The organism is Flavobacterium sp. K5-23 (genome assembly GCF_023278045.1).
Taxonomy (GTDB): Bacteria; Bacteroidota; Bacteroidia; order Flavobacteriales; family Flavobacteriaceae; genus Flavobacterium.
On record NZ_CP056783.1, the window covers coordinates 2,475,645 to 2,500,430 of the forward strand.

General features: G+C 33.0%; 23 protein-coding genes. 4 read left to right on the forward strand and 19 right to left on the reverse strand.

Annotated elements, in window-relative coordinates; genetic code table 11:
* Window positions 1-21 precede the first annotated feature (21 nt).
* The 7 genes from FLAK523_RS10815 to clpB form a co-directional block, all read right to left on the reverse strand.
* Window positions 22-1,062, reverse strand: coding sequence for an agmatine/peptidylarginine deiminase (locus FLAK523_RS10815; protein WP_248903335.1), 1,041 nt, complete (start codon window positions 1,060-1,062; stop codon window positions 22-24).
* A gap of 2 nt (window positions 1,063-1,064) precedes the next feature.
* On the reverse strand, window positions 1,065-1,952 hold the full coding sequence (locus FLAK523_RS10820) for a carbon-nitrogen hydrolase (RefSeq protein ID WP_248903336.1): 888 nt from the start codon (window positions 1,950-1,952) through the stop codon (window positions 1,065-1,067).
* A 132-nt stretch (window positions 1,953-2,084) separates the two neighbouring features.
* The gene (locus FLAK523_RS10825; protein ID WP_248903337.1) at window positions 2,085-2,474 is read right to left on the reverse strand and encodes a DUF2809 domain-containing protein; all 390 of its coding nucleotides are present in this window, start codon (window positions 2,472-2,474) and stop codon (window positions 2,085-2,087) included.
* 216 nt (window positions 2,475-2,690) lie between these two features.
* Entirely contained in the window at window positions 2,691-3,089 is a 399-nt protein-coding gene (locus FLAK523_RS10830) for a hypothetical protein (protein WP_248903338.1), read from the reverse strand.
* A 125-nt stretch (window positions 3,090-3,214) separates the two neighbouring features.
* Window positions 3,215-3,679 carry a GNAT family N-acetyltransferase gene (locus tag FLAK523_RS10835; RefSeq protein WP_248903339.1) on the reverse strand — a complete coding sequence of 155 codons (465 nt, stop codon included), beginning with the start codon at window positions 3,677-3,679 and terminating at the stop codon, window positions 3,215-3,217.
* Between the two features lie 336 nt (window positions 3,680-4,015).
* A complete protein-coding gene (locus tag FLAK523_RS10840; protein ID WP_248903340.1) occupies window positions 4,016-4,303 on the reverse strand; it encodes a hypothetical protein in 288 nt (95 codons plus the stop codon).
* A gap of 513 nt (window positions 4,304-4,816) precedes the next feature.
* Window positions 4,817-7,423 carry an ATP-dependent chaperone ClpB gene (clpB, locus tag FLAK523_RS10845; RefSeq protein WP_248903341.1) on the reverse strand — a complete coding sequence of 869 codons (2,607 nt, stop codon included), beginning with the start codon at window positions 7,421-7,423 and terminating at the stop codon, window positions 4,817-4,819.
* A 157-nt stretch (window positions 7,424-7,580) separates the two neighbouring features.
* Between clpB and ytxJ the strand changes: the two genes are divergently transcribed.
* From ytxJ to FLAK523_RS10865, 4 genes are all read left to right on the forward strand, one after another.
* On the forward strand, window positions 7,581-7,970 hold the full coding sequence (gene ytxJ, locus FLAK523_RS10850; RefSeq protein WP_248903342.1) for a bacillithiol system redox-active protein YtxJ: 390 nt from the start codon (window positions 7,581-7,583) through the stop codon (window positions 7,968-7,970).
* 291 nt (window positions 7,971-8,261) lie between these two features.
* Window positions 8,262-9,410: a hypothetical protein gene (locus tag FLAK523_RS10855; protein WP_248903343.1), complete on the forward strand. Its 1,149-nt coding sequence runs from the start codon at window positions 8,262-8,264 to the stop codon at window positions 9,408-9,410.
* Window positions 9,411-9,585: 175 nt separating this feature from the next.
* On the forward strand, window positions 9,586-9,771 hold the full coding sequence (locus tag FLAK523_RS10860) for a DUF3127 domain-containing protein (protein ID WP_248903344.1): 186 nt from the start codon (window positions 9,586-9,588) through the stop codon (window positions 9,769-9,771).
* Window positions 9,772-9,822: 51 nt separating this feature from the next.
* The gene (locus FLAK523_RS10865) at window positions 9,823-10,695 is read left to right on the forward strand and encodes a hypothetical protein (RefSeq protein ID WP_248903345.1); all 873 of its coding nucleotides are present in this window, start codon (window positions 9,823-9,825) and stop codon (window positions 10,693-10,695) included.
* 115 nt (window positions 10,696-10,810) lie between these two features.
* On the opposite strand, the gene argH is transcribed toward FLAK523_RS10865, so the two are convergent.
* From argH to FLAK523_RS10925, 12 genes are all read right to left on the reverse strand, one after another.
* Entirely contained in the window at window positions 10,811-12,091 is a 1,281-nt protein-coding gene (gene argH, locus FLAK523_RS10870) for an argininosuccinate lyase (RefSeq protein WP_248903346.1), read from the reverse strand.
* Window positions 12,092-12,248: 157 nt separating this feature from the next.
* Window positions 12,249-13,319, reverse strand: a complete 1,071-nt coding sequence (locus FLAK523_RS10875) for a M20 family metallo-hydrolase (RefSeq protein ID WP_248903347.1) — start codon at window positions 13,317-13,319, stop codon at window positions 12,249-12,251.
* Between the two features lie 119 nt (window positions 13,320-13,438).
* On the reverse strand, window positions 13,439-14,224 hold the full coding sequence (argB, locus tag FLAK523_RS10880) for an acetylglutamate kinase (protein ID WP_248903348.1): 786 nt from the start codon (window positions 14,222-14,224) through the stop codon (window positions 13,439-13,441).
* Window positions 14,214-15,161 (reverse strand): N-acetylornithine carbamoyltransferase, encoded by a 948-nt coding sequence (locus FLAK523_RS10885; protein WP_248903349.1) that lies wholly within the window; start codon window positions 15,159-15,161, stop codon window positions 14,214-14,216. The genes argB and FLAK523_RS10885 overlap by 11 nt, the downstream gene beginning before the upstream one ends.
* 74 nt (window positions 15,162-15,235) lie before the next feature.
* Window positions 15,236-15,997, reverse strand: coding sequence for a glutamate 5-kinase (gene proB, locus FLAK523_RS10890; RefSeq protein WP_248903350.1), 762 nt, complete (start codon window positions 15,995-15,997; stop codon window positions 15,236-15,238).
* 91 nt (window positions 15,998-16,088) lie between these two features.
* Entirely contained in the window at window positions 16,089-17,285 is a 1,197-nt protein-coding gene (locus FLAK523_RS10895) for a glutamate-5-semialdehyde dehydrogenase (protein WP_248903351.1), read from the reverse strand.
* 2 nt (window positions 17,286-17,287) lie between these two features.
* Window positions 17,288-18,454 (reverse strand): aspartate aminotransferase family protein, encoded by a 1,167-nt coding sequence (locus FLAK523_RS10900; RefSeq protein WP_248903352.1) that lies wholly within the window; start codon window positions 18,452-18,454, stop codon window positions 17,288-17,290.
* Between the two features lie 38 nt (window positions 18,455-18,492).
* Window positions 18,493-19,470, reverse strand: a complete 978-nt coding sequence (gene argC / locus FLAK523_RS10905; RefSeq protein ID WP_248903353.1) for an N-acetyl-gamma-glutamyl-phosphate reductase — start codon at window positions 19,468-19,470, stop codon at window positions 18,493-18,495.
* Complete coding sequence (locus FLAK523_RS10910) at window positions 19,463-20,656, reverse strand: argininosuccinate synthase (RefSeq protein ID WP_248903354.1); 1,194 nt, start codon at window positions 20,654-20,656, stop codon at window positions 19,463-19,465. The genes argC and FLAK523_RS10910 overlap by 8 nt, the downstream gene beginning before the upstream one ends.
* A gap of 61 nt (window positions 20,657-20,717) precedes the next feature.
* Window positions 20,718-21,338, reverse strand: a complete 621-nt coding sequence (locus tag FLAK523_RS10915) for a GNAT family N-acetyltransferase (protein WP_248903355.1) — start codon at window positions 21,336-21,338, stop codon at window positions 20,718-20,720.
* Between the two features lie 476 nt (window positions 21,339-21,814).
* Entirely contained in the window at window positions 21,815-22,999 is a 1,185-nt protein-coding gene (locus tag FLAK523_RS10920) for a hypothetical protein (RefSeq protein WP_248903356.1), read from the reverse strand.
* Window positions 23,000-23,138: 139 nt separating this feature from the next.
* Entirely contained in the window at window positions 23,139-24,575 is a 1,437-nt protein-coding gene (locus FLAK523_RS10925) for an MFS transporter (RefSeq protein ID WP_248903357.1), read from the reverse strand.
* Between the last annotated feature and the right edge of the window lie 211 nt (window positions 24,576-24,786).

Here is a 24,786-nt window from a genome sequence, read left to right on the forward strand (position 1 = left end):
TAATAAAATGGGAATATAATATTATGCTGGAATTTGTTGACTCAAGCAATGCAAGGTTCCAAAACCCCATATCAAATCAATGGCACTGATTCCGATGATTTCTCTTTCAGGAAAACATTCCGCAAGTATGTTAAGCGCTTTACGATCATTAGGATCGTTGAATGTAGGTACTAAAACACATTTGTTCAATATCAAGAAATTTGCGTAACTCGCAGGCAATCTTAAATCTTCAAAATCAATTCTTTTAGGCATTGGTAAAGCCACAATTATGGGTGACTTTCCATTTTCTAATTTTGCATTTTGCAATCTTTTCAAATTGTCTTGTAACGGAGCGTAGTTACTGTCTTTTGGATCCGTTTCTACAATAGTTACAATCGTATCTTCATTTATAAAACGACATAAATCATCAATGTGTCCGTGAGTATCATCGCCTTCAACACCATCACCAAGCCAAATCACATTGGTGATTCCAAGGTATTCCTTGAAAACAGCTTCGTAATCCTCTTTGGTGAAATTGGGGTTGCGAACCTGAATATCGGGATGCATCAAGCATTCTTCCGATGTCAATAATGTTCCTTTTCCGTTGCTGTCTATAGCTCCACCTTCAACTATTACAGGCTTTCCTTTGTACATCACTTGTGTTAGTGGTACATCTAGAAAATTTGCTACTGTTGCAGGAACGTGTTTGTCCAGTTGGAAATTTTTATATTTTGCCCAACCGTTAAAATTGAAATTCAACGCTTCTCTTTTCTCACCGTTTTTAATTACAATAGGACCAGAATCACGCATCCAGCTTCTATTTGTTTTTTGGATTATAAACGAAATGTTATCAAGGTCAACGTGTGCCATTTCAAGCATTCCATTAACTTTCTCTTTTAACTTTTCATCGGCAACAACCAAAAATACGGTTTCGTAAGTGGCTATTTTTTTTATAAATTCGACAAAAGCCCATTGAATAGCATCGTATTTTCCAGGCCAGTCTTTCCCGTTATGAGGGAAACAAAGTAAAATCCCTTGTTGGTTTTCCCATTCAGCAGGGAATCTTCTATTATTTGTGCTCATAATTAGTCGATTGCTCTTTTTGTAATATCACCAAAAGCATCAATTCTTCTATCTCTAAAAAAGGGCCAGTTCTGACGTACATTTTCTTGAAGATCTAAGTCAACTTCGGCAATTAAAATTTCTTCTTTATCGTGTGAGGCTTGCGCCAAAATTTCCCCTTGTGGTCCCGCAATAAATGAAGATCCCCAAAACTGGATTCCAGCCGTATCAGGTAAGTATTGCTCCAGTCCGATTCTATTTGCAGCAGCGACATACACACCATTTGCCACAGCGTGTCCTTTCATTACGCTCATCCAAGCTCCGTGTTGGTTTTCACCATATTCGTCTTTTTCTGCTGGATGCCATCCAATAGCTGTAGGGTAAAATAAAACATCAGCACCTTGAAGGGCCGTTAAACGAGCTGCTTCTGGATACCATTGATCCCAACAGATTAATGTTCCAATTTTTCCTTTTTGTGTTGGAATTGTTTTGAACCCTAAATCTCCTGGAGTAAAATAGAATTTTTCATAGAAATGAGGATCATCCGGTATGTGCATTTTACGGTACAATCCCGCTTCTGAACCGTCAGTGTCAATAATGTAAGCACTATTGTGATAAATTCCAGCCATTCTTTTTTCAAAGAAAGGAACAATGATTACCACGCCTAATTCTTTTGCCAAAGCACTAAATGCGATAAACGAAGTACTGTATAAAGGTTCTGCTAATGCAAAATTATCTACATCTTCACTTTGACAGAAATAATGACTGCTGTATAATTCCGGTAAAGAGATAACCTCAGCACCTTGACTGGCCGCATCACGTACCCAACTCAAACATTTTTTAAGGTTGTTTTCGGCAACATCATTAAGGTTCAATTGGATAACGGCTATTTTATATTTTTTATTTGGCATGACATAAATTTTAGACTGCAAAAATAGGGAATTTTATAAAGAGTAGAAAATAGGGGTAAAGGAAAAGTTTTGTTCTATGTAATCTATTCTTTCTTATGTGTCACTTGTCATCTCGACGAAGGAGAGATCACATCAAGAAATTGTTCTTAATTCATTTTTAAACCAATATTTCTCTATAACAATAACGATAACGAGACCAATGACATACATTAGTAAATCAATCCAAGAGAAGGAAGTTCCAATGATAGTTCGAGCTATTTTTGAATTTTCTAAATGAAGTGTGTTGACAATATTCACATATTGAAGAAACTCAATAGAGAAAGCGAAAATCAATACTATTACCGCTGCTGTTATAACAGGTAATCTTAAAAAAGATTTAATAAAACAATAGATCAATATCACAACCAAAATATCCCCGAGATAAGGTCTGACAAAGACATCGTGTACAAAAAGGGCAATTATAACTTCAATCACAAAGATTAAAAACGCTATTGCAAAGTAGTTTTTATTGAATGTTAACATATGTTTTTTTAATGTTCTGACGAATATATTCCCAGCGTTACATGCTTTATTATTTATTTTCTAATTTAAGATACTCTTCTCAGATGAGCATCAGAAAACAATAAAAATAAGTACAAATATGAATAGCAATTGCTTTGAAAAGATTATACCAAAGAAGTTCTCAATTCTTTACAAATGCATAAATCTTATTTATTCCGTTACTGTCTTAAACGTCTTTTACATTTTTGTTATAACAAATTTTTTAATAAGGTGGGAGGCGTATGCTCCTATTATTGCTGGAATTGTAAAAAGACCATAAAAAATAAATTCAAATGGAAACATATTATGAGAAGAAGAATCGGCAATCATTTCACAGAAAGTAGCTAAGGGAAATAAAAACATACTCATTAATCCAATTATCCAAAATGGAACGTTACTAAATAGCTTTACACTAAAACCTGATATGAAAAGGAAGAGTAAACTATATTTTGAAATTCCTTCAATTCCAGTTCTAATTAGTGGAAATAAAGGTGATTCATAGGGTTTCAAATCATCCAAAATAAATACAGGAAGTATTATCGATAACATACCTAGAATTGATACGACTATTAAGGCTGAAGCAATTTTTAAATTCATAATATTTATTATTTAATTTGTTTTTTCTAATAAGTTTAGCCGCTTGAATTATAAAAAATCGAATTTGTTCTACTAAATTTATTATAATAAAAAAGGAAAATTACACTAATTAAGATACAATTTTATTATCTTTCTTTGTTAATGGCAAGTTGGTCATTTGGCATTTCCATTTCGTATAAATCAAGTCCTAGTCCCCAAAAATCCTTTTCAATTTTTGAAAGTTTGTAGCCAAATTTCTCAAAAAAATTATAAGCTAATTGTGAAGTAGTTACAACCAATTTTTCCACTTTAGGATTATTCTTTAATTTTGTCAAACAATGCTCTACTGCTTGTTTCCCTAAACCAAATCCTGAATAGTTAGGATGAAAAAATATCCAAGTTATTCGACCTGAATTATCTGAATAATTTACATAGTATCCTGTTCCACCAACAATTTTGTCTTCGTGTTCAATTGTTAAATAGGTATCGCTGTAATTATCTAAATATTCTATAAAATCAGCTACTTCTTTCTTGTCGAAATACTGAGGAGTGTTAAGATTGAATATTTCTATTAAAGTATCTTTGTCCGAATCGTTATATGATCTTATCATATTTATATAAAGTAAATTGTTATTGAATATTGAGTTTATTTGAATTATTTCTTAACTTTTTGAAATTTAATTTTACTTAATAGTAACTTGTTTATCGTAGCTATAATACAGCAAATATTCTACCAATTCAGTTGGCATTAAGCAATAAACATCTTGTTTTGCTAATATATACATAAAATATACAAGTAGTATTGAGAATTATTCTCTTACTTGTTATCAAGTTACAGTTGGGTCAATATAATTCTTGTAATTTCATTTATCCCTTACACATAAAAATAGCGCAATTATTTAAACAATTGCGCTATAGTTTACCTCTAATAAAGAGATAAGTATATATTAACTTTCTTCGTTAAGTTCGTCTTCGGCTGAGTTAAATGCTTCTAATCCTTTAGCGGGGATAAGTTTTTCCTGATTGTAATTGTGTGATACATCTACAATTTGTTGGTGAATGTCACTAAAAGAAGAATTGATTGTACCTAAAAATTTTTCAAGGTCATTGTCGGGATTGTTAAATAAATCCACTTGCAATTGACCTATTTTTTGAATTAAACTTGAACAAGAATTACTGATATCTTCAATCTTGTTATAATTGTTTTCAATAGCTTCTACTTTAGAATTTTCCATAGGAATAAATATTTAAGTTAATAATTATTTTAAAGCTAATAAGGATAATGAAATGAAATTCAATTGTATATAAAATCTGTCTTTAGCTTAAAATCTTCTTTATTTTTAGTTATGGTTACCATTAAAGATACAATTTTTGTTTGTTTTATTAAAATTTTGATAAAATATTACTTTGTTAATTATTTGTAAATGAATGACATACATTGTTTTTACCACATATAAACATAGTTTTATTACTCTTATAAAGAATCAGATAGTTGTTTTACAATTCACGTATATAAACAAGGTGTTTAATTCCATTAGAATAGTACTTTGTCTTTGCTGAAATCAGGACTGCAGATATTATGAAAACGTTTTGTTGTTTTTAGCCCTGATGGGAGCAAGTATCCCACGCTTTTGGGCGTGGATACTGCGGACAGCAGGAGGGAAGTTGATGAAAAAACGGCAATTTATGCTCCAAAAAAAACACCAGTCTTACAACTGATGTTTTATATAATTCTATTTACTGTGTATTTACTCTGCGGCTTCCGTTTGATTTCTAAATACCAATTCTCCGTCAAAAGCATCCAAAAGAATGATGCTGTCCGTGGCGATATTACCTCCCAAAATTTCTTTAGACAGTTTATTCAGCACGTCTCTTTGTATCACTCTTTTTACTGGTCGGGCTCCAAATTGCGGGTCATATCCTTTTTCAGACAAATAACCAATAGCTTCCGGTGTGGCATCCATTGTGATGCCTTGAAGTGCCAGCATTTTGGTCACGTTTTTCAGTTGCAAGCCTACAATTTTAGTAATGTTAGCATTGGTAAGCGGTGTAAACATCACGATTTCGTCAATACGATTGATGAATTCCGGGCGTACGGTTTGTTTCAATAAACCAAGGACTTCCACTTTTGCGGCTTCGGTAGCGGCTTCCATACTTCCTTTTAGATTTTCGAATTTTTCCTGTATGATCTGGCTTCCCATATTAGAAGTCATAATGATAATGGTATTTTTAAAGTCGGCCAAGCGCCCTTTATTATCCGTTAATCGTCCTTCATCCAAAACTTGTAAAAGTATATTGAAAGTATCAGGATGCGCCTTTTCGATTTCATCCAATAAAATAACTGAATACGGTTTTCTACGTACAGCTTCAGTCAATTGCCCGCCTTCATCATAACCCACATATCCCGGAGGTGCCCCCACTAATCTACTCACACTGTGTCGTTCCTGGTATTCACTCATATCGATACGCGTCATGGCGTTTTCATCGTCAAAAAGATATTCGGCTAAGGCTTTCGCCAATTCGGTTTTTCCAACTCCTGTTGTTCCAAGGAAAAGGAAGGTTCCCACCGGTTTTTTCATATCTTGTAATCCAGCACGGCTTCTACGCACGGCATCACTCACGGCTTCAATAGCTTCTTCTTGACCTACGACACGTTTATGCAATTCGTCTTCCAGAAGCAATAATTTTTCTCGTTCTCCTTGTAGCATTTTCATAACTGGAATTCCGGTCCATTTGGCTACAACTTCGGCAATGTCTTCGCGGGTCACTTCTTCTTTTATCAAAGAACTTCCGCCAGATTGATTTTCAACCAATTCTTTGTGTAAAACATCGAGACGCTCTTGAGCTTCTTTGATTTTTCCATAACGGATCTCGGCTACTTTTCCATAATCACCATCACGCTCGGCGCGTTCGGCTTCGTATTTAAAATCCTCTATTTCGGTTTTGATGCCTTGAATATTATCAACTACATCTTTTTCCGATTTCCATTTGGCATATATCTTGTTTCGATCTTCTTTTAGATTGGCTAAATCCATTCCTAAAGTTTTGAGTTTGCTCTCGTCTTTTTCTCTTTTTATGGCTTCGATTTCAATTTCGAGTTGCATCACTTTTCGGTCCAAAACATCAAGTTCTTCTGGTTTTGAATTGATTTCCATTCGGATTTTTGAAGCTGCCTCATCCATTAAATCAATTGCTTTGTCTGGAAGGAAACGATTCGTAATATAACGTTGTGAAAGCTCTACAGCGGCAATAATGGCTTCATCTTTTATCTGTACTTTATGATGTGTTTCGTATTTATCCTTTATACCACGCAAAATTGAAATGGCGCTTTCGGTATCGGGTTCTTCGATTATAATTTTCTGGAAACGTCTTTCGAGCGCTTTGTCTTTTTCGAAATATTTTTGGTATTCGTCCAAAGTAGTTGCCCCAATAGCTCTCAATTCTCCACGAGCCAAGGCTGGTTTCAGAATATTTGCCGCATCCATCGCGCCTTCACCACCACCTGCGCCTACAAGGGTATGGATTTCGTCAATGAAAAGTACAATATCACCTTCGGCAGAAGTTACTTCTTTAACCACGGCTTTTAGACGCTCTTCAAATTCCCCTTTGTATTTGGCTCCCGCAATAAGTGCTCCCATATCAAGGGAAAAAACGATTTTGTTTTTCAGGTTGTCGGGAACATCACCATCAACTATTCTATGTGCTAAACCTTCGGCGATGGCGGTTTTACCCACACCCGGTTCACCCACAAGCATTGGGTTGTTTTTTGTTCTACGCGTTAATATTTGCAAAACACGACGTATTTCCTCGTCACGGCCAATAACCGGATCTAGTTTTCCGTTTTTGGCTAATTCGTTCAGGTTTTTGGCGTATTTGTTTAAGGAATTATAGGTTTCCTCTGCTGAGGCTGAAGTTACTCTTTCTCCTTTTCGTAGTTCGTCAATTGCTGCTTTCAGTCCTTTTTCGGTTACGCCTTGGTCTTTTAGAATTTGTGCCACTTTGCTTTTGGACGCAAAAATGGCCAAAATTAAATGCTCGATGGAAACAAATTCATCGTTCATTTTTTTTGCAATAATCTCAGCTTCATTCAAGGTGGAATTTGCGGTTCTGGAAAGCATTATTTCTCCACCGGAAACTTTAGGAAAACTTTCAATGGTACTGTCAAGTATTTGAATGAACAAAGAGACATTTACATTTAGTTTCTTTAAAATAAAAGGCGCTACATTTTCGTCGACTTCAAATATCGCTTTGAAAATATGTTCGTTCTCTATTTGTTGTTGTCCAAAGCCTTGAGCCAATTGTTGTGATTGCTGAATGGCTTCCTGTGATTTTATTGTAAATTTATTTATGTTCATGATTTTACTATTTTGTAGTTATATAATTGTAGTTAATTGATAACTTTGCGAACAGATCTTCAATTTATATTCCATTACAATATTAGAGACAAAATGGCGTATAAAATATGATTTTCATCATAAAAACCAGTCAAAATGACTGAATTAACGACAAATTATGAGTTTTTTTAAAAATATATTTAGTGGTTCAGAGAACCAAAATGATTCTAGTAGTAAAATGGACTGGAATAACTTAACTGATTTGGGACAGTTAAACGAAATAATAACACTTTCAAATGATAAGCCAGTTGCTATTTTCAAACACAGCACACGCTGTAGTATAAGCAGAATGGCATTAAGACAATTTGAAAACGAGTTTGATTTATCAGATAAAGTTACGCCTTATTTTTTAGATTTAATAGCGTATCGTGATGTTTCAAATGAAATAGCAACGCGTTTTGGTGTTATGCATCAATCACCGCAATTAATACTTATTAAAGATGGTAAAGCCGTTTATAACGCTTCACATAGTGATATTGATGCTGGACAATTAGGGAAAAAGCTTTAGATTTCACTTTTAAATTTAATATTATAAAAATCCATTCGTGTAAACGAATGGATTTTTGATTTAAAAAAAGTTACCTTAGTTGAAATTATTTTGTAGATAAAAATCATAATAACTTTTTTAAAATTTATCTCTAAATATGGGTTCAATTCAAGATTGTAAAAATGAAAAGTTTCTATTTTTTAGATTTGACGGTAAATTATCAAATTTTAATATTAACTAAAATATGATTATTTTCTTTGACTTAAAGGATAATCATTTGGATAATTAAGTGAACAACTAACAATTAAATAAATGCAATTAAAAAAAGAAACATTCATAGGCATAGACAATCATTTTGATGATTTTAATTTTTTTTATAAAGAATATTACGAAAATGGTTTGCTTAAATCTAAGCAGACATTTGGGTATTTATCGGAATTTGAATATACTGAGGATGGGAAAAAACTAGTTGAAAAAATAAAATCAGATAACGGTGGCGGTGATAATTTTTTTAAAGATGAATACAAATATGAAGGATTAACAACACGCATTTTTCGATATAAAACGGGATATTCGGATTTAAATGATCAATTTGTATCTGTATACCCTTATCAAAATTTAGGAGAACCTCGTGTTGGTCAATTACCAATTTATCCTTTAAGTGAATTATTAAGCATTGAAGAACTTGTTTTCAATGAAAATAAAGAAATAATTTCACAAAAGAAAACTGATTTAAAAAACAATTCTTTTTCAGAAGAAAAAAGGGTGCTTGATGATTTAGGTAATTTGATTAATCGTGTTTATTCAATAAACAATAAAATACAGAGTAATTTCACATACAAATATAAGGATAATGTATTAGAATCAATTTTAGTTAATAATGCTATTACATATTTTAATTACAATGATGATGGAAATATTATTGAAATTAATTGTTTTGAAATAATTGATGACCTTGAAGTTTTTTATTCCAATACTGTTTTAGAATATTTGGATAATAGACTTATTGGTGTAAGTTTTAATGCTTCAAATGAAGATGGTTTTAGTTTTGATGATGAGCTTGGATTTTCAGGATGGGAAAGTTTATTTAACAAAGAAAGAAAATCTACTTTAAGAATGGATTGTCTACTAAATCCTTATTATGATTATAATCAAAAAAAATATGAAGTCAAATTTATATATGGTTTAAACAATGAAATCAAACAATCTACTGTTATAAATTCACAAAATAATTGGAAAGAAGAATTGGATTCTGAAGGTTATGAAAAGACTATGCTTTTTGAGGAAAAGACAGAAGAAAATAGATTTTTCATTTATAAATATAATGAGAATTTATTAATTAATAAAAACTCTGAAAATTATATGATAAAGAATAATCCGATTGAATATATTGATGGGTTTATTATCAAAGACAATCAGATTGAACACCTGTTTACCCACAAATTTGCATATTATGAATAAAATAAAGACCTATGATCTTTACCGCAGACTAAATCTAATTACTACAACTCCAATTAGGAGAATTTAAAATGTTAATTGAAGAAAGTAAGATTAAGACATTATCGTAGAAACAGAGGGGCAATATCCAAAGAAAATATGCGTGAGCATTTAGGGAGACAAAATAAATAAAAGTAAATTGCAAGTTGGTAATTCTCTTATCATATCCTATGAATTGGATAGTCGTGAATTCAATAACAAATGGTACACTGATGTAAAAGAATGGAAAATAGAATTAGCAGACGCTAAAGTGGCAATTGTTGAAAACAGTATTTTTATTGCTCCAGATTCTATTTCAGAAGTCGATGAAGACTTGCCTTTTTAGTTAAACTACTATAATTATTTCCTTTAATTCAAATATCAAATAAAATCAAAAATGGACGAATATACTAAGTATATAATCTTAATGCATTTGCATTGGATAAAAATAGGATTTACTAAAGAAGACATTAGGAGAGTTCATAACGAGGTTACTGATGAGTATATGTTTGAAAATGTAACGATGAAAAGAATGCAGTATAAAACAAGAGGTCAAATTGAAAACAAAAATGTCATACAAGCTTCTGATTTTGAAAAAATAACATGTCTATATTTGAATTATTCTGAACATATTCTCGATTTGTCTTTCTTGAAGTATTGTGTAAACTTGGAAGAAATTACTATAAGAAATCAAAAATTAAAAAATCTAGATGTATTAGAAAATTTGGAAAAAATCAGAAAAATTGATGCAAGTTCTAATGAAATCGAAAACATTAATGTTCTTTATACATTCAAAAACTTAGAAGAAATCGACCTAGAAAGTAATCCTATAAGATCTTTAAAAGCTATTACGCATCTTAAAAAATTGAGAAAAGTAAATATTAACGAAATTAACAATGAAAATGAGGTTATAGAAATGCTCAAGAATAATAAAATTTGTTCCATAAATTACATTTTAAAAGGGAATGATATTGATTTTGAAAATTTTATTTTTCCTAAATACCATATTATACTCTCGAAAAAAGAGAGTAATATTTCAATCTATTTGGAAGCTACAACTAACGAACTTAAAATAGGTAAAACAATAGATTTCCCTAAAGAACTGGAAAATAAACTAGATTTCAAGGATAGATATTTTGCTAAAATTAAATATGAAACTACAGAACGATTGGAAAAAATTACAGGAAACTCAATTCTAATAAATGGTAAACAAATGTTTTATGATATGGATTGTTATTCGTTTCAGTACAAACATAATTTGTCTCAATAAACACTCACAAAAATGAGTATAAAATTAAATAATCAATTAGTTTAAGTTTAGAATATAATAAAATCCATTCATAGAACCGAATGGATTTTATTGTGAAAATTATTTTGGTTTTTAATTAATAAGAACTGTTCATCTTTTCCTTTATATCATTTAAACAAAGGTTATTGATACTTCCTTCGTGGGTATGTTTGGTTTCTTTTGGAGATTCGAATGTTCCGTTTTCCAATTGTTCAGCAACCGCTTTGTAAGCATCTCTAAAAGGCATTCCTGCAACCACCATTTCGTTTAACGTATCCACAGTGAATAAATAGTCGTATTTTTTATCGGTCAAGATGTTGTCTTTTACTTTGATGTCTTTTATTGAGAAAATAGCAATATCCAGACAGGCTTTTAAATTTTGTATTGCAGGAAATAATCCTTCTTTCAAAAGCTGTAAGTCTCTGTGGTATCCACTTGGTAGATTATTAGTAATCAAAGTAATTTCGTACGGCAAGGCTTGAATTTTGTTGCATTTTCCACGGATTAACTCAAATACATCTGGGTTTTTCTTGTGAGGCATAATACTCGATCCCGTTGTAAGATGGGCGGGCAAACTGATGAAATCAAAATTTTGACTCATATACAAACAAACATCCATAGAAAATTTCGATAGAGTAGCGGCAACACTGCTCATTGCAAAAGCCAAAGTTTTCTCTGATTTTCCACGGCTCATTTGGGCAGCAACGGCATTGTATTTTAGGGTTTCAAATCCCAATTCCTTTGTAGTAAATGTTCTGTCGATTGGAAATGAACTACCATATCCCGCAGCGGATCCCAACGGATTTTGGTCGACAATTTTCAAGGCGGCGTTCAACATGGTGATATCGTCAATCAAACTCTCGGCATAAGCGGAAAACCACATTCCGAAAGAAGAAGGCATTGCGATTTGTAAATGTGTATAACCTGGAAGTAAAACATTTTGGTGTTTCTCTGCCGATTCCATCATCAAGTCAAAAAGCATTTTCACTTGCTCTTTCAGTTCGATAATTACATCTTTTAAGTACAAATGCACATCGACCAACACTTGGTCGTTACGGGAACGCGCGGTGTGGATTTTTTTTCCGGCATCACCGAGTTTTACCGTTAACAAATATTCGATTTTGGAATGTACGTCTTCAAAAGTATCTTCGATTATGAAGTTTCCGTTTTCGACATCTGCAATAATTTCATTTAATGCTAAAACTAAGGAATCTGTTTCAGTATCGGTCAGAAGTCCGATTTGTCCCAACATCTTAGCGTGAGCAATAGAACCCAAAGCATCATATTTAGCTAGGACTAAATCCAAATCCCTGTCGTTTCCAACGGTGAATTGTTCTATTTGTTTATCTGTAGGTATTCCTTTTTCCCAAAGTTTCATAGTTTTTATTTTTGTTTCGCAAAGATTCTCCAAGTTTACTCAAAGATTCACAAAGTTTTTATTTTTGATATTTCTAGCCTCGATAGAAGCGGTATCCTCTTGTGGCGGTGTTCGCCATAAGAGATATAGCGAATAGCGGGATTAGCTCCTAATTATTTTACTGCTTCAAGAAATCTTTTAATATTTTTATATACAACTGGATTCCTTCTTCGATTTCGTTTAAATAGATAAATTCGTCAGCAGAGTGTGACCGGAGTGTTTCTCCAGGTCCTAATTTCAATGATTTACAACTCAAAACAGATTGGTCCGAAAGGGTAGGAGAGCCATAAGTTGTCCTTCCCAACGCGATTCCTGCTTGAACTAATCCGTGTGTTTCAGGTATTGAAGAGGCGCTTAAATTCATAGAACGCGGAGTTACCTCAGCGGTACAATTTTCTTTGACGATTTGTAAAATTGCTTGATTTGAATAACAATCGTTAACTCTAATATCGATAACCAAATCACAATCGGATGGTACCACATTGTGTTGTTTTCCCGCATTGATTTGGGTTACGGTCATTTTTACAGGGCCTAATTGCTCCGATATTTTATCGAATCTATAATTTCTAAACCACTCCATCACTGGAATAGCGTTGTAAATTGAATTGTCTTCGTTTTGATGTGCAGCGTGACTTGGTGTCCCTTTTACTTTGACATCCAAAACCAATAATCCTTTTTCGGCTATGGCCAATTGCATTAAAGTAGGTTCACCCACAATGGCGCAATCAAGTTCTGGTAAACTTTTAAGTACACTGTTTAAACCCTTTTTTCCGCTGCTTTCTTCCTCAGCTGAGGCAACAACAACGATGTTGTAAAGTAAAGTTTCATTGGCATAAAAATAAACAAAAGTGGCCAAAAGAGAAACCAAACAACCTCCTGCATCATTGCTTCCCAAACCGAATAATTTACCGTCTTTAACGATTGCTTTGAAAGGGTCGTTAGTATAGGCTTGATTAGGCCTAACGGTATCATGGTGTGAATTCAGTAAAAGTGTTGGTTTGTTTTTGTCGAAAAACTTGTTGTATGCCCAAACATTATTGTTCTCTCTCTCAAAGGGAATCTCGTTATGTATAAACCATTTTTCGATTAAAGCCGCCGTTTGTTCTTCTTCGCTTGAAAAAGAAGGGGTTTCAATCAGATTTTTTAATAAAGTTATAGCTTCTTGAGTAAGTGTTTCTATGTTTTTCATAATTTTTTTATGTCGAATCCTAAAACTGAAATTTTCAGTTGTAAACTAACCATTAAGATATTTAGTTAATTAAGCTTAAAACCTTAATTTCTTAATGGTTCAATTTTTAATCGTACGTTTTATAATTCTATAGTTGTACAAATAGCTTTTGCGTTTTGTAACATACGGTGATGACCAATTTTTATTTTTTGAACTCCTTTGGACAAACTATTGAAACAGTTATCCAGTTTTGGAATCATTCCGGAATGAATTGCTTTTTCTTTTTTTAATTTGGCGTACAATTCGGGATTAATTTTTTCAATAACGGAAGAATCGTCTTCGGCATCGAATAATACACCCGGTTTTTCGAAGCAATAATTCAAGGAAACTTTATATATTTCAGACAAAGCGATGGCTAATTCACTCGCAATAGTATCCGCATTTGTATTCAATAATTGCCCTTTTTTATTATGCGTAATTGCACAAAATACGGGAGTAATTCCGCTTGAAATCAAGGTTTCTAAAAGAGAAGTATTCACTTTTATAACATCGCCAACATAACCATAATCTATTGTTGGGTGGTTTCTTTTTTCGGATAGGATTAAATTTCCGTCTGCACCTGAAAAACCCATTGCATTTGTGTCATTGGCTTGTAATTGTGCAACAATGTTTTTATTGATTTGCCCGGCATAAATCATCACAACAACATCAAGCATTGCAGCATCAGTAATGCGACGACCCTCAATCATTTGAGGAACAAGACCAATGCTTTCCGCCATTTTAGTGGCTGATTTTCCACCGCCGTGAACGAGTATTTTATTCCCCTCAATTTTAGAGAAATCAGACAGGAACGATGACAATTCGGCGGGGTCATCGATGATGTTTCCGCCAATTTTCACAATTGTTAAAGGAGTTTTACTGTCCATTTTTTAATATTTTTTGCAAAACCAATTGGGCTGCATAAGTTCTGTTATTCGCTTGTTCAATTACGATTGAATTTTCGCTATCCAAAACTTCGTCAGATACAATTACATTACGTCTTACTGGAAGACAATGCATGAATTTGGCATTATTAGTCAATTTCATTTTATCGGCTGTAACGGTCCAGTTTGGATCAGAATTGGTTATTTTACCGTAGTCATTGTAGTTACTCCAGTTTTTGGCATAAATAAAATCGGCGTTTTCAAAAGCTTTATCTTGATTGTATTCAATTTTTGAGTCTTTGGTAATTAAAGGATTTAGTTCATACCCTTCGGGATGTGTAATGATAAATTCGGCATCTTGTAACTGCATCATTTCGATAAAAGAATTGACAACAGCCTGAGGTAAAGCTTTAGGGTGAGGAGCCCACGACAAGACAATTTTAGGTCTGTGTGTTGTTTTATACTCTTCCATAGTTATTGCGTCAGCAAGAGCCTGTAAAGGGTGACCTGTTGCTCCTTCCATATTCACGATGGGAACCGTAGCGTATTTAAGGAAACCAGACATAACAATCTCAGCATTGTCTTTTTCTTTGTCTACTAATCCTGCAAAGGCTCTTACGGCAATAATATCACAATACTGGGATATTACTTCGGCAGCTTCTTTGATGTGTTCTGAAGCACCAGAATTCATGATTGCTCCATCTTCAAACTCCAGAGTCCATCCTTCATTAGTAAAATTCATCACCATAACGTTCATACCTAAGTTTAAAGCTGCTTTTTGAGTGCTCAAACGAGTCCTTAAACTTGGATTAAAAAACAGCATTCCCAAGGTTTTGTTTTTACCCAGTTTTTTGTTTTTCAACGGGTTTTTTTTGATTTTTATTGCCGATTTCACCCATTTTGAGAGCGAATCGATGTCTTTTATTGAAGTGTAGTTCATCTTTTTAATTTGTTTATTCGATTATTTATTTAATCGATTAACCGAATTAACGATTAATCAAACCAACAATCTGATTATTTAATCTTCGTAAAAGGGATATTATTTTTTAATGCATCCAAAATAAAATTGTCTTTTAAACCATTGACAATCCAAGTCTCAATATTGGCTTCTTTTGCAATGGCGGAGGCTTCAATTTTTGATTTCATACCACCCGTTCCGTGGGATGATTTTGAATCGCCAATTTCTTTTTCCAATAGTTGTAAATCATTCACCAATGGTATCGTTTCCGGAATTTCATTGTGAATAGACTCTTTAGTGTAAATTGCATTAGTGTTTGTGGCGATAATTAATAGATCCACTTTCAATAAAACAGCGGTTAAAGCGGCTAATTTATCGTTGTCACCAAACTGTATTTCATCTGTTGCCACCGTATCATTTTCATTGATGATTGGAATGTAATTATTCTCAACCAATATATTTATGGTGTTTACAATATTGACTTTGGACTGTTCTTTTTCAAAATCAGAATAAGACAATAAACATTGCGAGGTAAGCAATCCCAAATCGCTGAAGTTTTCATGGAAAATCCGCATTAAATGGGGCTGACCAATAGAAGCCAACGCTTGTTTGACTATAATTTCTTTGCCATTACTCTCCAGTTTTACAAATTGTTTTGCCGCTGCAATAGCTCCAGAACTTACAATTATAAATTCATATTTATCGTTTAAAGCGGCTATTTGCATGCCTATATCTTCAATTTTTCCTCTGGAAATATGATTGGTTTCCTTGGTTAAAGTATTACTGCCTATTTTTAATAAAATTCTTTTTTTTGCCATTATTTTTTAATTTAAAAATTGAAAGATTTAATAATTTAAAAATTTCGTTGTCCAAATCTTTTAATACTTCAATCTTTTAATCTTTCAATTTTTATCGAATCTGTCCATCTCCGTAAATATACCATTTATTAGTGACTAGGTGTTGCAACCCAATTGGTCCTCTTTGGTGCAATTTGTCAGTGCTTATGGCGAGTTCTCCACCCAAACCAAACTGGCCTCCATCGGTAAACCGCGTTGAAGCGTTTTGATATACCGCAGCAGTATCAACATTATCCATGAACTCCTGGGCAATGGTATCATTTTTAGTGATTATAGAAGCCGAATGACCACCACAATACTTGTTTATTTTTTCTATCGCTTCCTGATCAGAATTGGTTGTTCCAATTACAATTTTATAATCTAAAAATTCTTCGTACCAAATCAAATCATTTTCGATACAAGCAACTTGCGTTGCATTTGAAACCGAATCGTCCCCCAAAACGTTTACATTGAACAATTGTAATTTGGATACTAATTGTTTTGCAAAAATTTCCCAGTTTGGAAGATTCGTATCAATTAATACTTTATCTAAAGCATTGCATACTGATATGTTTGAAGTCTTTCCGTTGATGATGATAGCAAGTGCCTGATCTAAATCGGCTGCCTTATTTACATATACAAAGTTGTTTCCTCTGCCGCTCACAATTACCGGACATGTAGCATGTTTTTTTACAAAATTGATAAGATTTTCACCGCCTCTAGGGACAATTAAGTCCACTTTTTGTGTTGGTTTTTCCAAGAATTCTTGGGTTTCAGTCCTGTCATAATTCAGGTATTCAACCCAAGAAGTAGTCACTTCATTGTCTGTTAAGGCTTGGTGCCAAAGACTCACAATTTTTTGATTTGAAAGCAACGATTCTTTTCCGCCTTTCAATAGTATTCTGTTCCCCGACTTGAAGGCGATTCCTCCCGCCTCAACAGTCACGTCTGGGCGAGATTCATATATGATTAATATGGTGCCAAAAGCAGCTGTTTTATTACTTATTTTCAGTCCGTTATCGTGTGTGAAGTCAAAACGAACTTTACCCAAAGGATCTTCTTGACTTGCTAATTGTTGCAAGGATAAGATCATCCCGTCAATTTTGGAGTCATCTACAACTAATCTTTTTTCCATAGCAAGGTCATCGCCTGAATAATTGGCAAGATCTTGTTGATTGATGCTTTTGACAGTAGCTCTTTCTTGTTCCAAAAGTGTTGCCATTCGGTTTAAAACAGCATTTCTTTTTTCTATGGATAAAATACGACTCATAACTAAGATTTTAATTGATTCGCCAGTTCGCTAACGCTCAGCTCGGCTAAAGTTTCTTTTAAAGCCACAATAAAGGTATCGATATCCTTTTTCTGTATGGTCAAAGGAGGAAGAATTCTTAGTAAGTTTTTATTATTTGCAGCACCAGTAAAGATGTGTTTGTCCATTATCATTTTCTTTCTAAGTTCGCTTACATCAAAATCAAATTCGACACCTAACATTAGTCCTTTACCTTTTACTTTTTTTATTTGTGGGACTTGTTGGATTGCTTCCAAAAAATATTTAGAAACAGCATTTACATTGTCTTGCAATTTCAAACTTTCGAAAATATCCAAAACAGCTATTCCTGCTGTACATGCTAGATGGCTTCCGCCAAAAGTGGTTCCTAGGAGTCCATGACTAGCTTCGAATTTTGGGGAAATCAAAACGCCTCCAATTGGGAAACCATTTCCCATCCCTTTGGCAGTAGTGACAATATCAGGATTGATACCGTGGTGTTGAAATGCGAAAAACTTCCCACTTCTTCCATAACCAGATTGCACTTCGTCTAATATAAGAACAGCTTGGTATTTATCGCACATTTTTTCCAAAGCTTGAAAGAATTCGGTTGTTCCTTCATCTAAACCTCCCACACCTTGAATTCCCTCAATGATGACACAGCAAACATCTCCTTTTTTTAATTCGGTTTCCACCAATTCAATTTGGTTTAAAGGCAAAAATGTGACGATTTGCTGCGCGTTTATTGGAGCAACAATTTTCTTGTTATCGGTTGCCGCAACGGCAGCTGAAGTTCTTCCGTGAAAAGAATTATCAAAAGATAGTATTCTAGATTTATTCGTGTGAAAAGAAGCTAGCTTTAAGGCATTTTCATTGGCTTCAGCCCCTGAACTACACAAGAATAAACTGTAATCTTCTAGACCAGATGCCTTTCCTAGTTTTTGAGCCAATTCTGTTTGCAATGGATTCTGAATCGCATTCGAATAAAAACTCAATTGGTCCAATTGATTTTTAATTTGTGCTACATATTCCGGTTGCGTGTGCCCGATGGAAATAACTCCATGGCCACCATACAAATCTAGGTATTCAACTCCGTTTTCGTCAGTAATGGTGCAATCTAATGCTTTTACAGGAGTGATGTTATATAAAGGGTAAACGTCAAATAAGTTCATTTTTGTAATTATTTAATTCTTCAATCTTTTAATTGTTTTTAGAAACCAGATGGTTTCAAATGCAATCCTGTAGTTTCATCCAATCCAAACATTAAATTCATATTTTGAATGGCTTGTCCAGAAGCACCTTTTACTAGGTTATCAATTACTGAGGTTATCAATAAACGGTTTCCTTTTTTCATTAAACTAATAATGCATTTGTTCGTTTGCACTACTTGTTTCATATTGATGTTAGTTGTAGTAACAGTTACAAATGGCTGGTCTTTATAGAACGCTTCGTATTTGGCCACTACATCTTCTAAACTTTCCTCAACTGTTGTGTACAGTGTTGCGAAAATTCCTCTTGCAAAATCCCCTCTGTTGGGAACGAAAATTAATTCGTTTTTATAATCAATTTGTAATTGATTGATACTTTGGTTTATCTCTCCTAAATGTTGGTGATCAAAAGCTTTGTAATGCGACATATTGTTTGCTCTCCAACTGAAATGTGTAGTTTCTGATGGGCTGACTCCAGCTCCCGTGCTTCCCGTTGTGGCATTAATATGAACATCATTATTCAATAATTCATTTGCTGCAAGCGGTAATAAAGCGAGTTGAATTGCTGTAGCAAAACAACCTGGATTAGCGATATATTTAGAGGTTTTTATACTGTTTTTATTCAGCTCAGGTAAGCCATAAACAAAAGATTTTCCTTGAAATTCTTTGTCTTTTGTCAATCTAAAGTCATTTCCTAAATCGATGATTTTTGTAGCATCAGAAAACTGATTTTGTTCTAAAAAAGAAATTGATTTCCCGTGACCTAAACACAAGAAAACAACATCAACGTCTGTATTCACTGTGTCGGTAAAATTCATTTCGATATCACCCATTAAATCATGGTGCGCTATAGAAAGTGGTTTTCCAGCATTGGTTGTGCTATAGACAAAATCAAGTTTTGCATTAGGATGAAACATCAATATTCTAATAAGTTCACCTGCGGTATATCCCGAACCTCCTATTATTCCAACATTAATCATAAGTCAAGTCGTTTACAGATGAAAATATATTTTGAGCGTTTCCTAAAATTTTGATGAATCCTTTAGCATCATCTGACGTCCAAGCGTTGTTCATTTCTCCATACTGACCAAAACCTGTATTCATCAAATCATTATCTGATTCAATTCCGTCCAATGAGAAATGATATGGTTTTAAGGATACAGTTACAGTTCCGTTTACTGTTTTCTGGGTGTCTTCAAGGAAAGCCTCGATGTTTCTCATTACAGGATCAAGGAATTGTCCTTCGTGAAATAACATTCCGTACCAGTTTCCTAGTTGTTCTTTCCAGTATTGTTGCCATTTACCAAGGGTATGTTTCTCCAATAAATGGTGTGCTTTGATAATAATTAATGGAGCAGCAGCTTCAAACCCAACTCTCCCTTTAATTCCGATTATTGTATCACCCACATGCGTATCTCTACCTATAGCGTATGCATTAGCTAATTTTTCAAGGATAACAATGTTTTTTACCGGAGCGTTTTTAGTTCCGTTAATACCAACTAATTCCCCTTTTTCAAATTGTAAAGTCACTTTTTCTTCACCCTCTTTTTGCAATTGAGAAGGGTAAGCTTCACTAGGTAAAGCTTGATGAGAAGTTAAGGTTTCTTTACCACCAACACTAGTTCCCCAAAGTCCTTTATTGATTGAATATTGTGCTTTTTCCCAAGAATAATGCACACCGTTTTTTGACAAATAATCCACTTCTTCTTGTCTTGATAATTTCAAGTCTCTGATAGGAGTTATTATTTCAATTTCGGGAGCTATGGTTTGGAAAATTAAATCAAAACGGATCTGGTCATTTCCTGCGCCAGTACTTCCGTGAGCGATAGCTTCTGCACCAACAGATTTGGCGTATTTTATAGCTTCAATAGCTTGAAAAACTCTTTCTGCACTTACTGACAGTGGATAGGTGTTGTTTTTTAGAACATTACCATAAATTAAGTATTTAATAGCTTTGTCATAGTATTTATCTACGATAGTAAGGTTTGCGTGTTTTGCACTACCTAATTCATAAGCTCTTTCTTCAATAGCAGTTAACTCTTCATCATCAAATCCACCTGTATTGATTAATACAGTATGAACCTCATATCCTTTTTCGTTTTTTAAATATTTTAGACAGTATGAAGTGTCTAAACCTCCACTATATGCTAATACAACTTTTTTCATTTTATATGTTTTTAAGCTTTTTACTAATTAATTTCTAATAGTTATAAGCTGATTTATTATTTTATTTGTCCTCTAAGAAAAGAGCTTGTTTTATCTTTTTTAACCTATTCCATATCCGGACATTAAATGGATGTTTTGGCGGGATTTTAAGTTTTTCTTTTGGATCGTAAAGCATTCCTGTACACAAGCACATTTTATTGTCTTTGCTTTTTAGAATTTCGTAATTAGTACATGTTTGACATCCTTTCCAAAAGCTTGGATCTGTTGTCAATTCAGAAAAAGGTACAGGTTTATATCCTAAATCCGAATTAATTTTCATTACTGCTAAACCTGTAGTAATTCCAAATACTTTTGCATCAGGATATTTTTCTAATGAATACTCAAACACTTTAGATTTAATTTGTTTTGCTAAGCCTAAGTTTCTGTAATCAGGATGTACGATAAGACCTGAATGGGCCACATACTTTCCGTGCTCCCAGCTTTCGATATAACAAAAACCTGCAAATTTTCCGTTGTCTAATGCAATTACTGCATCCTTGTTTTCCATCTTTTTTTGGATGTATTCAGGAGTTCTTTTTGCAATTCCAGTTCCTCTCAATAGAGCAGATTCTTCAATAGTATCACATACTATTTGCGAATATTTAAAATGCTCTTCTTGTGCTATAATTATTGAGATATTCATTTTAAGATATAAATAATTGGTTAAAAAATGAGGTGTAAAGTTTATACCAAAAATCAAAGTTATTGATTTTTAGTTTATTAATTGCTATATAAGACATTGTTAAACAAGTTGTTGAGTTTAAAAATAAAAAATGGTTACAAGTAGATTTTGGATATAATAATCCAATAGTAAATAATTGAAATTTCAAAATAGAATATAGAAAAAATGAATAAAAATAGAACGAAACAGTCGTTGGGTACTATATAGATAGTATCCGTACTTCGGGAGAAGCCGTAGGTCTGTTTATCCGTGAGATAGAAGTTATATTTACACTTGTATTATTCATTGGTACAAATGTACACTAATTTTTGATTCACAATATCAAATTGATGTTTTGTAACAAAATCATCAGTCAGTGTTATTTTTTATAACAAACAAAAACTCCTCCAAAAAAAATGTTTTTCAAGGAGGAGTTCAATGCTATATGGGATTGTTTATTAGTTTCTAAATTTATTTCGACTAATAATATCTTTTAATTTTAATTTTAAATCTTCTCCAGTATCATAAACCATTTGTTCATTAGAAGGAAATGGAACAGCTCTTCTATCAAAATTAGAGTAATAAGAATCATCAGAAGCACGTTTGTCTCCTTTATAAGTGGCATACATATTTTCAAAAACAAACTCCGTTGTCAGTGGAAAAGATTCTAATAATTGATTATTTTTAAAATTCACATAATCGACTTTAGCGTTAATTTGACACGCCTTAAACTGATTGAATTCATAAATGCTAACGCGAATGGTTTTGAAATTATCTACTTTAATAGCGTTACCGAGGCTGTCTTTTATCACTTTTCCTTTGCTGTCAACAAGTGTTTTTACTCCGTCCTTTATTTGTTTTTCCTTGATGAATTCTTTCTCTTTAATTTGCTCAGGGGAGATATTAATTTGTCTGAAATTAACAATCAATCCATAATCATATTTTGTCCCTTTTTGTAAGCTGCTATGATAAACGGTCCATTTGTCATTTAAACCGAAAGTACTAAAATCTAAAAGATCATTTTCTAAACCAACAGGGATTACCATATTCGTTTCGTTTTTCATAGATACGTTAACGAAATCAGTTCCCTTGAATTGAGCCTCGTCCATCAATTTTAAAACATCTCTATAGTTTGGATTAATTTTATTTAAGTAAACTAGATCATCGTACGCTTTTCTATAATCCATTTTATTATTGGAAGATAATAAAGTTTTGGTGTTGGCATACAGGTATTTTGACAATGTATTTTTACTATCAATTATCTGACTGTTATAATTGTTAAAAGGGAATTTAGCATTTCGACCTTCCTTCATCAATTTTAATGGCAATAGTGGAGTAATTAATTCCTGACGGTTGTTTAATTGCAAATAAAGATTGTAAATTTTTTCAGAATTTGCAGGATTGCCGTCTTGTGTCAATAAATTTAATGAGTTCAAATCTCTTTCTTTCGCTTTTGCAAATGCTTCTTCGAGAAGGTATATATAATCTTGTTTTCCTTTTTTGTCTTTATTGGAACGTAAATTTGACACAGCATTATCAATAGCTTCATCATAATTTCCTGAAGTCAACATATTACGGGTTTGTTTTACACCGCAAGAAAGAATAAGTACAATTAAAGAGAGTAGGAGTATAGTTTTTTTCATATTCATTAAGTTTAAGCAAATATATTTTTTAAAACTTAAAATTCAATTATGATTCCATAAAAAAACCATCAAACCTTAATTTGATGGTTTAATATTCAAGTGTAATTGGTCTAATTTTAGTTGGTGACTTGAATTAAAATTAATGTCCTCCAGCTATTTTAGCATCAAAATTAATTCCTTGACTTTTAAGAATTCCGCTAACTTTCCAAGCATAAAACACTAAATAAAAGAAGCATAAAACGCCCACAATATAACTGTTTTGAATTCCGATACTTTCTGATACATATCCTTGAAGCCAACTTATAATTCCTCCACCCATAATCATCATAATAAGGAAACTACTTCCTTGACTGGTGTTTTTTCCTAATCCGCTTACCGCCAAAGTAAATATACAAGGCCAAAGTGTACTACAGAACAAACCAACACTTGTTATGGCATATACACTTACCATTCCACTTGTTGCCATTCCTATTACAAGTGCTACAATACCTAAAGATGAAAATATAAGCAACATTCTTGCGGGATTTCCTTTGCTTGTAATATCGGCAGCAATAAGTACTAATATGATTAATCCATAAACATAAAAAGGAGTTAGATCGTGTTTCGCGATTGCATTTACAGCTAAGAACACTCCAAAAGCTAAATATGGAGCTAAAAAGCGCAATATTTTTCGCAAACTCAAATCGTTTGTAAATGCTTCAACAGCACCTGTCCAACGACCAATCATTAAACTCGCCCAATATAAAGAAATGTATGGAGCCACATCTTTTGTTAGAAAACCAAGGTTTGTCTCCATATAAGCAGGCAAATTACTTGCTGTTGAAACCTCTACACCTACATATACAAAGATTGCAATCATTCCTAAAACTAATTGTGGATACTGCAATGCTGATTTTTTAGTAATTGCAGCATCATCAGCAACTTCAATTATTGTTTTTGGTTTGTCAGGTAAAGATGAAAATTTTAATAATATGGCAACTAGTAAGAAAGCCAATCCTAGTACTAAATAAGGAATCTTTACACTTTCAATACTCATATTAGTATTGCTGTTTGTATTAGTTCCAAAAATGGCAAAACTGACAATTAATGGACCAATAGTTGTTCCAAGATTGTTAATACCTCCAGCCATAGTAAGACGTTGAGATCCTGTGGTAATAGGACCTAAGGCAATGGCTAATGGATTTGCAACAGTTTGTTGTAATGAAAAACCCAATGCAACTATAAACAATCCCGATAACATCAATGGAAATGAACCCGTATTTGCCGCAGGGTAAAATAATAAAGTACCTAATGCAGAAATGGCTAATCCTAAAGCTAATCCATTTTTATACCCTATTTTATTTACTAAGTCTTCTTTTATAAGTACCGAAACTCCCATATATATTAAGGAACCAACAGTGTAAGCGATATAAAAGGCTAGAGATACAAGTTGACTTTCTCCTTGAGAAAGATCGAATGCTTTTTTAAATACGGGAATTAAAATGTCATTACTGGCAGCAACAAACCCCCAAAAGAAGAATACGATAGCTAGGGGGATAAATTGCCCCCATTTTGTTTGTGAATTTTCTGAATTCATAATTAATTAAATGGTTAATTTTTTGTTTTAGTTCAGGGTAAATATATTAGTTAAGTAAATAATAAAAAAATTATTACGTACAAAAAATATACATTTTAAACCAACAGTGTTATTTGTTCCACCAACAGTTATTTTCCAAAGTAATTGCATAAATTAAAACTTGTTAGTTTTGGTTTAAGAATGATGATCGTAATAAGAGTGTTTTTAAATT

Coding starts and splice junctions, on each gene's coding strand:
- FLAK523_RS10815 (WP_248903335.1), bottom strand. CDS start 1,062: ATGAGCACAAATAATAGAAGATTCCCTGCTGAATGGGAAAACCAACAA.
- FLAK523_RS10820 (WP_248903336.1), bottom strand. CDS start 1,952: ATGCCAAATAAAAAATATAAAATAGCCGTTATCCAATTGAACCTTAAT.
- FLAK523_RS10825 (WP_248903337.1), bottom strand. CDS start 2,474: ATGTTAACATTCAATAAAAACTACTTTGCAATAGCGTTTTTAATCTTT.
- FLAK523_RS10830 (WP_248903338.1), bottom strand. CDS start 3,089: ATGAATTTAAAAATTGCTTCAGCCTTAATAGTCGTATCAATTCTAGGT.
- FLAK523_RS10835 (WP_248903339.1), bottom strand. CDS start 3,679: ATGATAAGATCATATAACGATTCGGACAAAGATACTTTAATAGAAATA.
- FLAK523_RS10840 (WP_248903340.1), bottom strand. CDS start 4,303: ATGGAAAATTCTAAAGTAGAAGCTATTGAAAACAATTATAACAAGATT.
- clpB (WP_248903341.1), bottom strand. CDS start 7,423: ATGAACATAAATAAATTTACAATAAAATCACAGGAAGCCATTCAGCAA.
- ytxJ (WP_248903342.1), top strand. CDS start 7,581: ATGAGTTTTTTTAAAAATATATTTAGTGGTTCAGAGAACCAAAATGAT.
- FLAK523_RS10855 (WP_248903343.1), top strand. CDS start 8,262: ATGCAATTAAAAAAAGAAACATTCATAGGCATAGACAATCATTTTGAT.
- FLAK523_RS10865 (WP_248903345.1), top strand. CDS start 9,823: ATGGACGAATATACTAAGTATATAATCTTAATGCATTTGCATTGGATA.
- argH (WP_248903346.1), bottom strand. CDS start 12,091: ATGAAACTTTGGGAAAAAGGAATACCTACAGATAAACAAATAGAACAA.
- FLAK523_RS10875 (WP_248903347.1), bottom strand. CDS start 13,319: ATGAAAAACATAGAAACACTTACTCAAGAAGCTATAACTTTATTAAAA.
- argB (WP_248903348.1), bottom strand. CDS start 14,224: ATGGACAGTAAAACTCCTTTAACAATTGTGAAAATTGGCGGAAACATC.
- FLAK523_RS10885 (WP_248903349.1), bottom strand. CDS start 15,161: ATGAACTACACTTCAATAAAAGACATCGATTCGCTCTCAAAATGGGTG.
- proB (WP_248903350.1), bottom strand. CDS start 15,997: ATGGCAAAAAAAAGAATTTTATTAAAAATAGGCAGTAATACTTTAACC.
- FLAK523_RS10895 (WP_248903351.1), bottom strand. CDS start 17,285: ATGAGTCGTATTTTATCCATAGAAAAAAGAAATGCTGTTTTAAACCGA.
- FLAK523_RS10900 (WP_248903352.1), bottom strand. CDS start 18,454: ATGAACTTATTTGACGTTTACCCTTTATATAACATCACTCCTGTAAAA.
- argC (WP_248903353.1), bottom strand. CDS start 19,470: ATGATTAATGTTGGAATAATAGGAGGTTCGGGATATACCGCAGGTGAA.
- FLAK523_RS10910 (WP_248903354.1), bottom strand. CDS start 20,656: ATGAAAAAAGTTGTATTAGCATATAGTGGAGGTTTAGACACTTCATAC.
- FLAK523_RS10915 (WP_248903355.1), bottom strand. CDS start 21,338: ATGAATATCTCAATAATTATAGCACAAGAAGAGCATTTTAAATATTCG.
- FLAK523_RS10920 (WP_248903356.1), bottom strand. CDS start 22,999: ATGAAAAAAACTATACTCCTACTCTCTTTAATTGTACTTATTCTTTCT.
- FLAK523_RS10925 (WP_248903357.1), bottom strand. CDS start 24,575: ATGAATTCAGAAAATTCACAAACAAAATGGGGGCAATTTATCCCCCTA.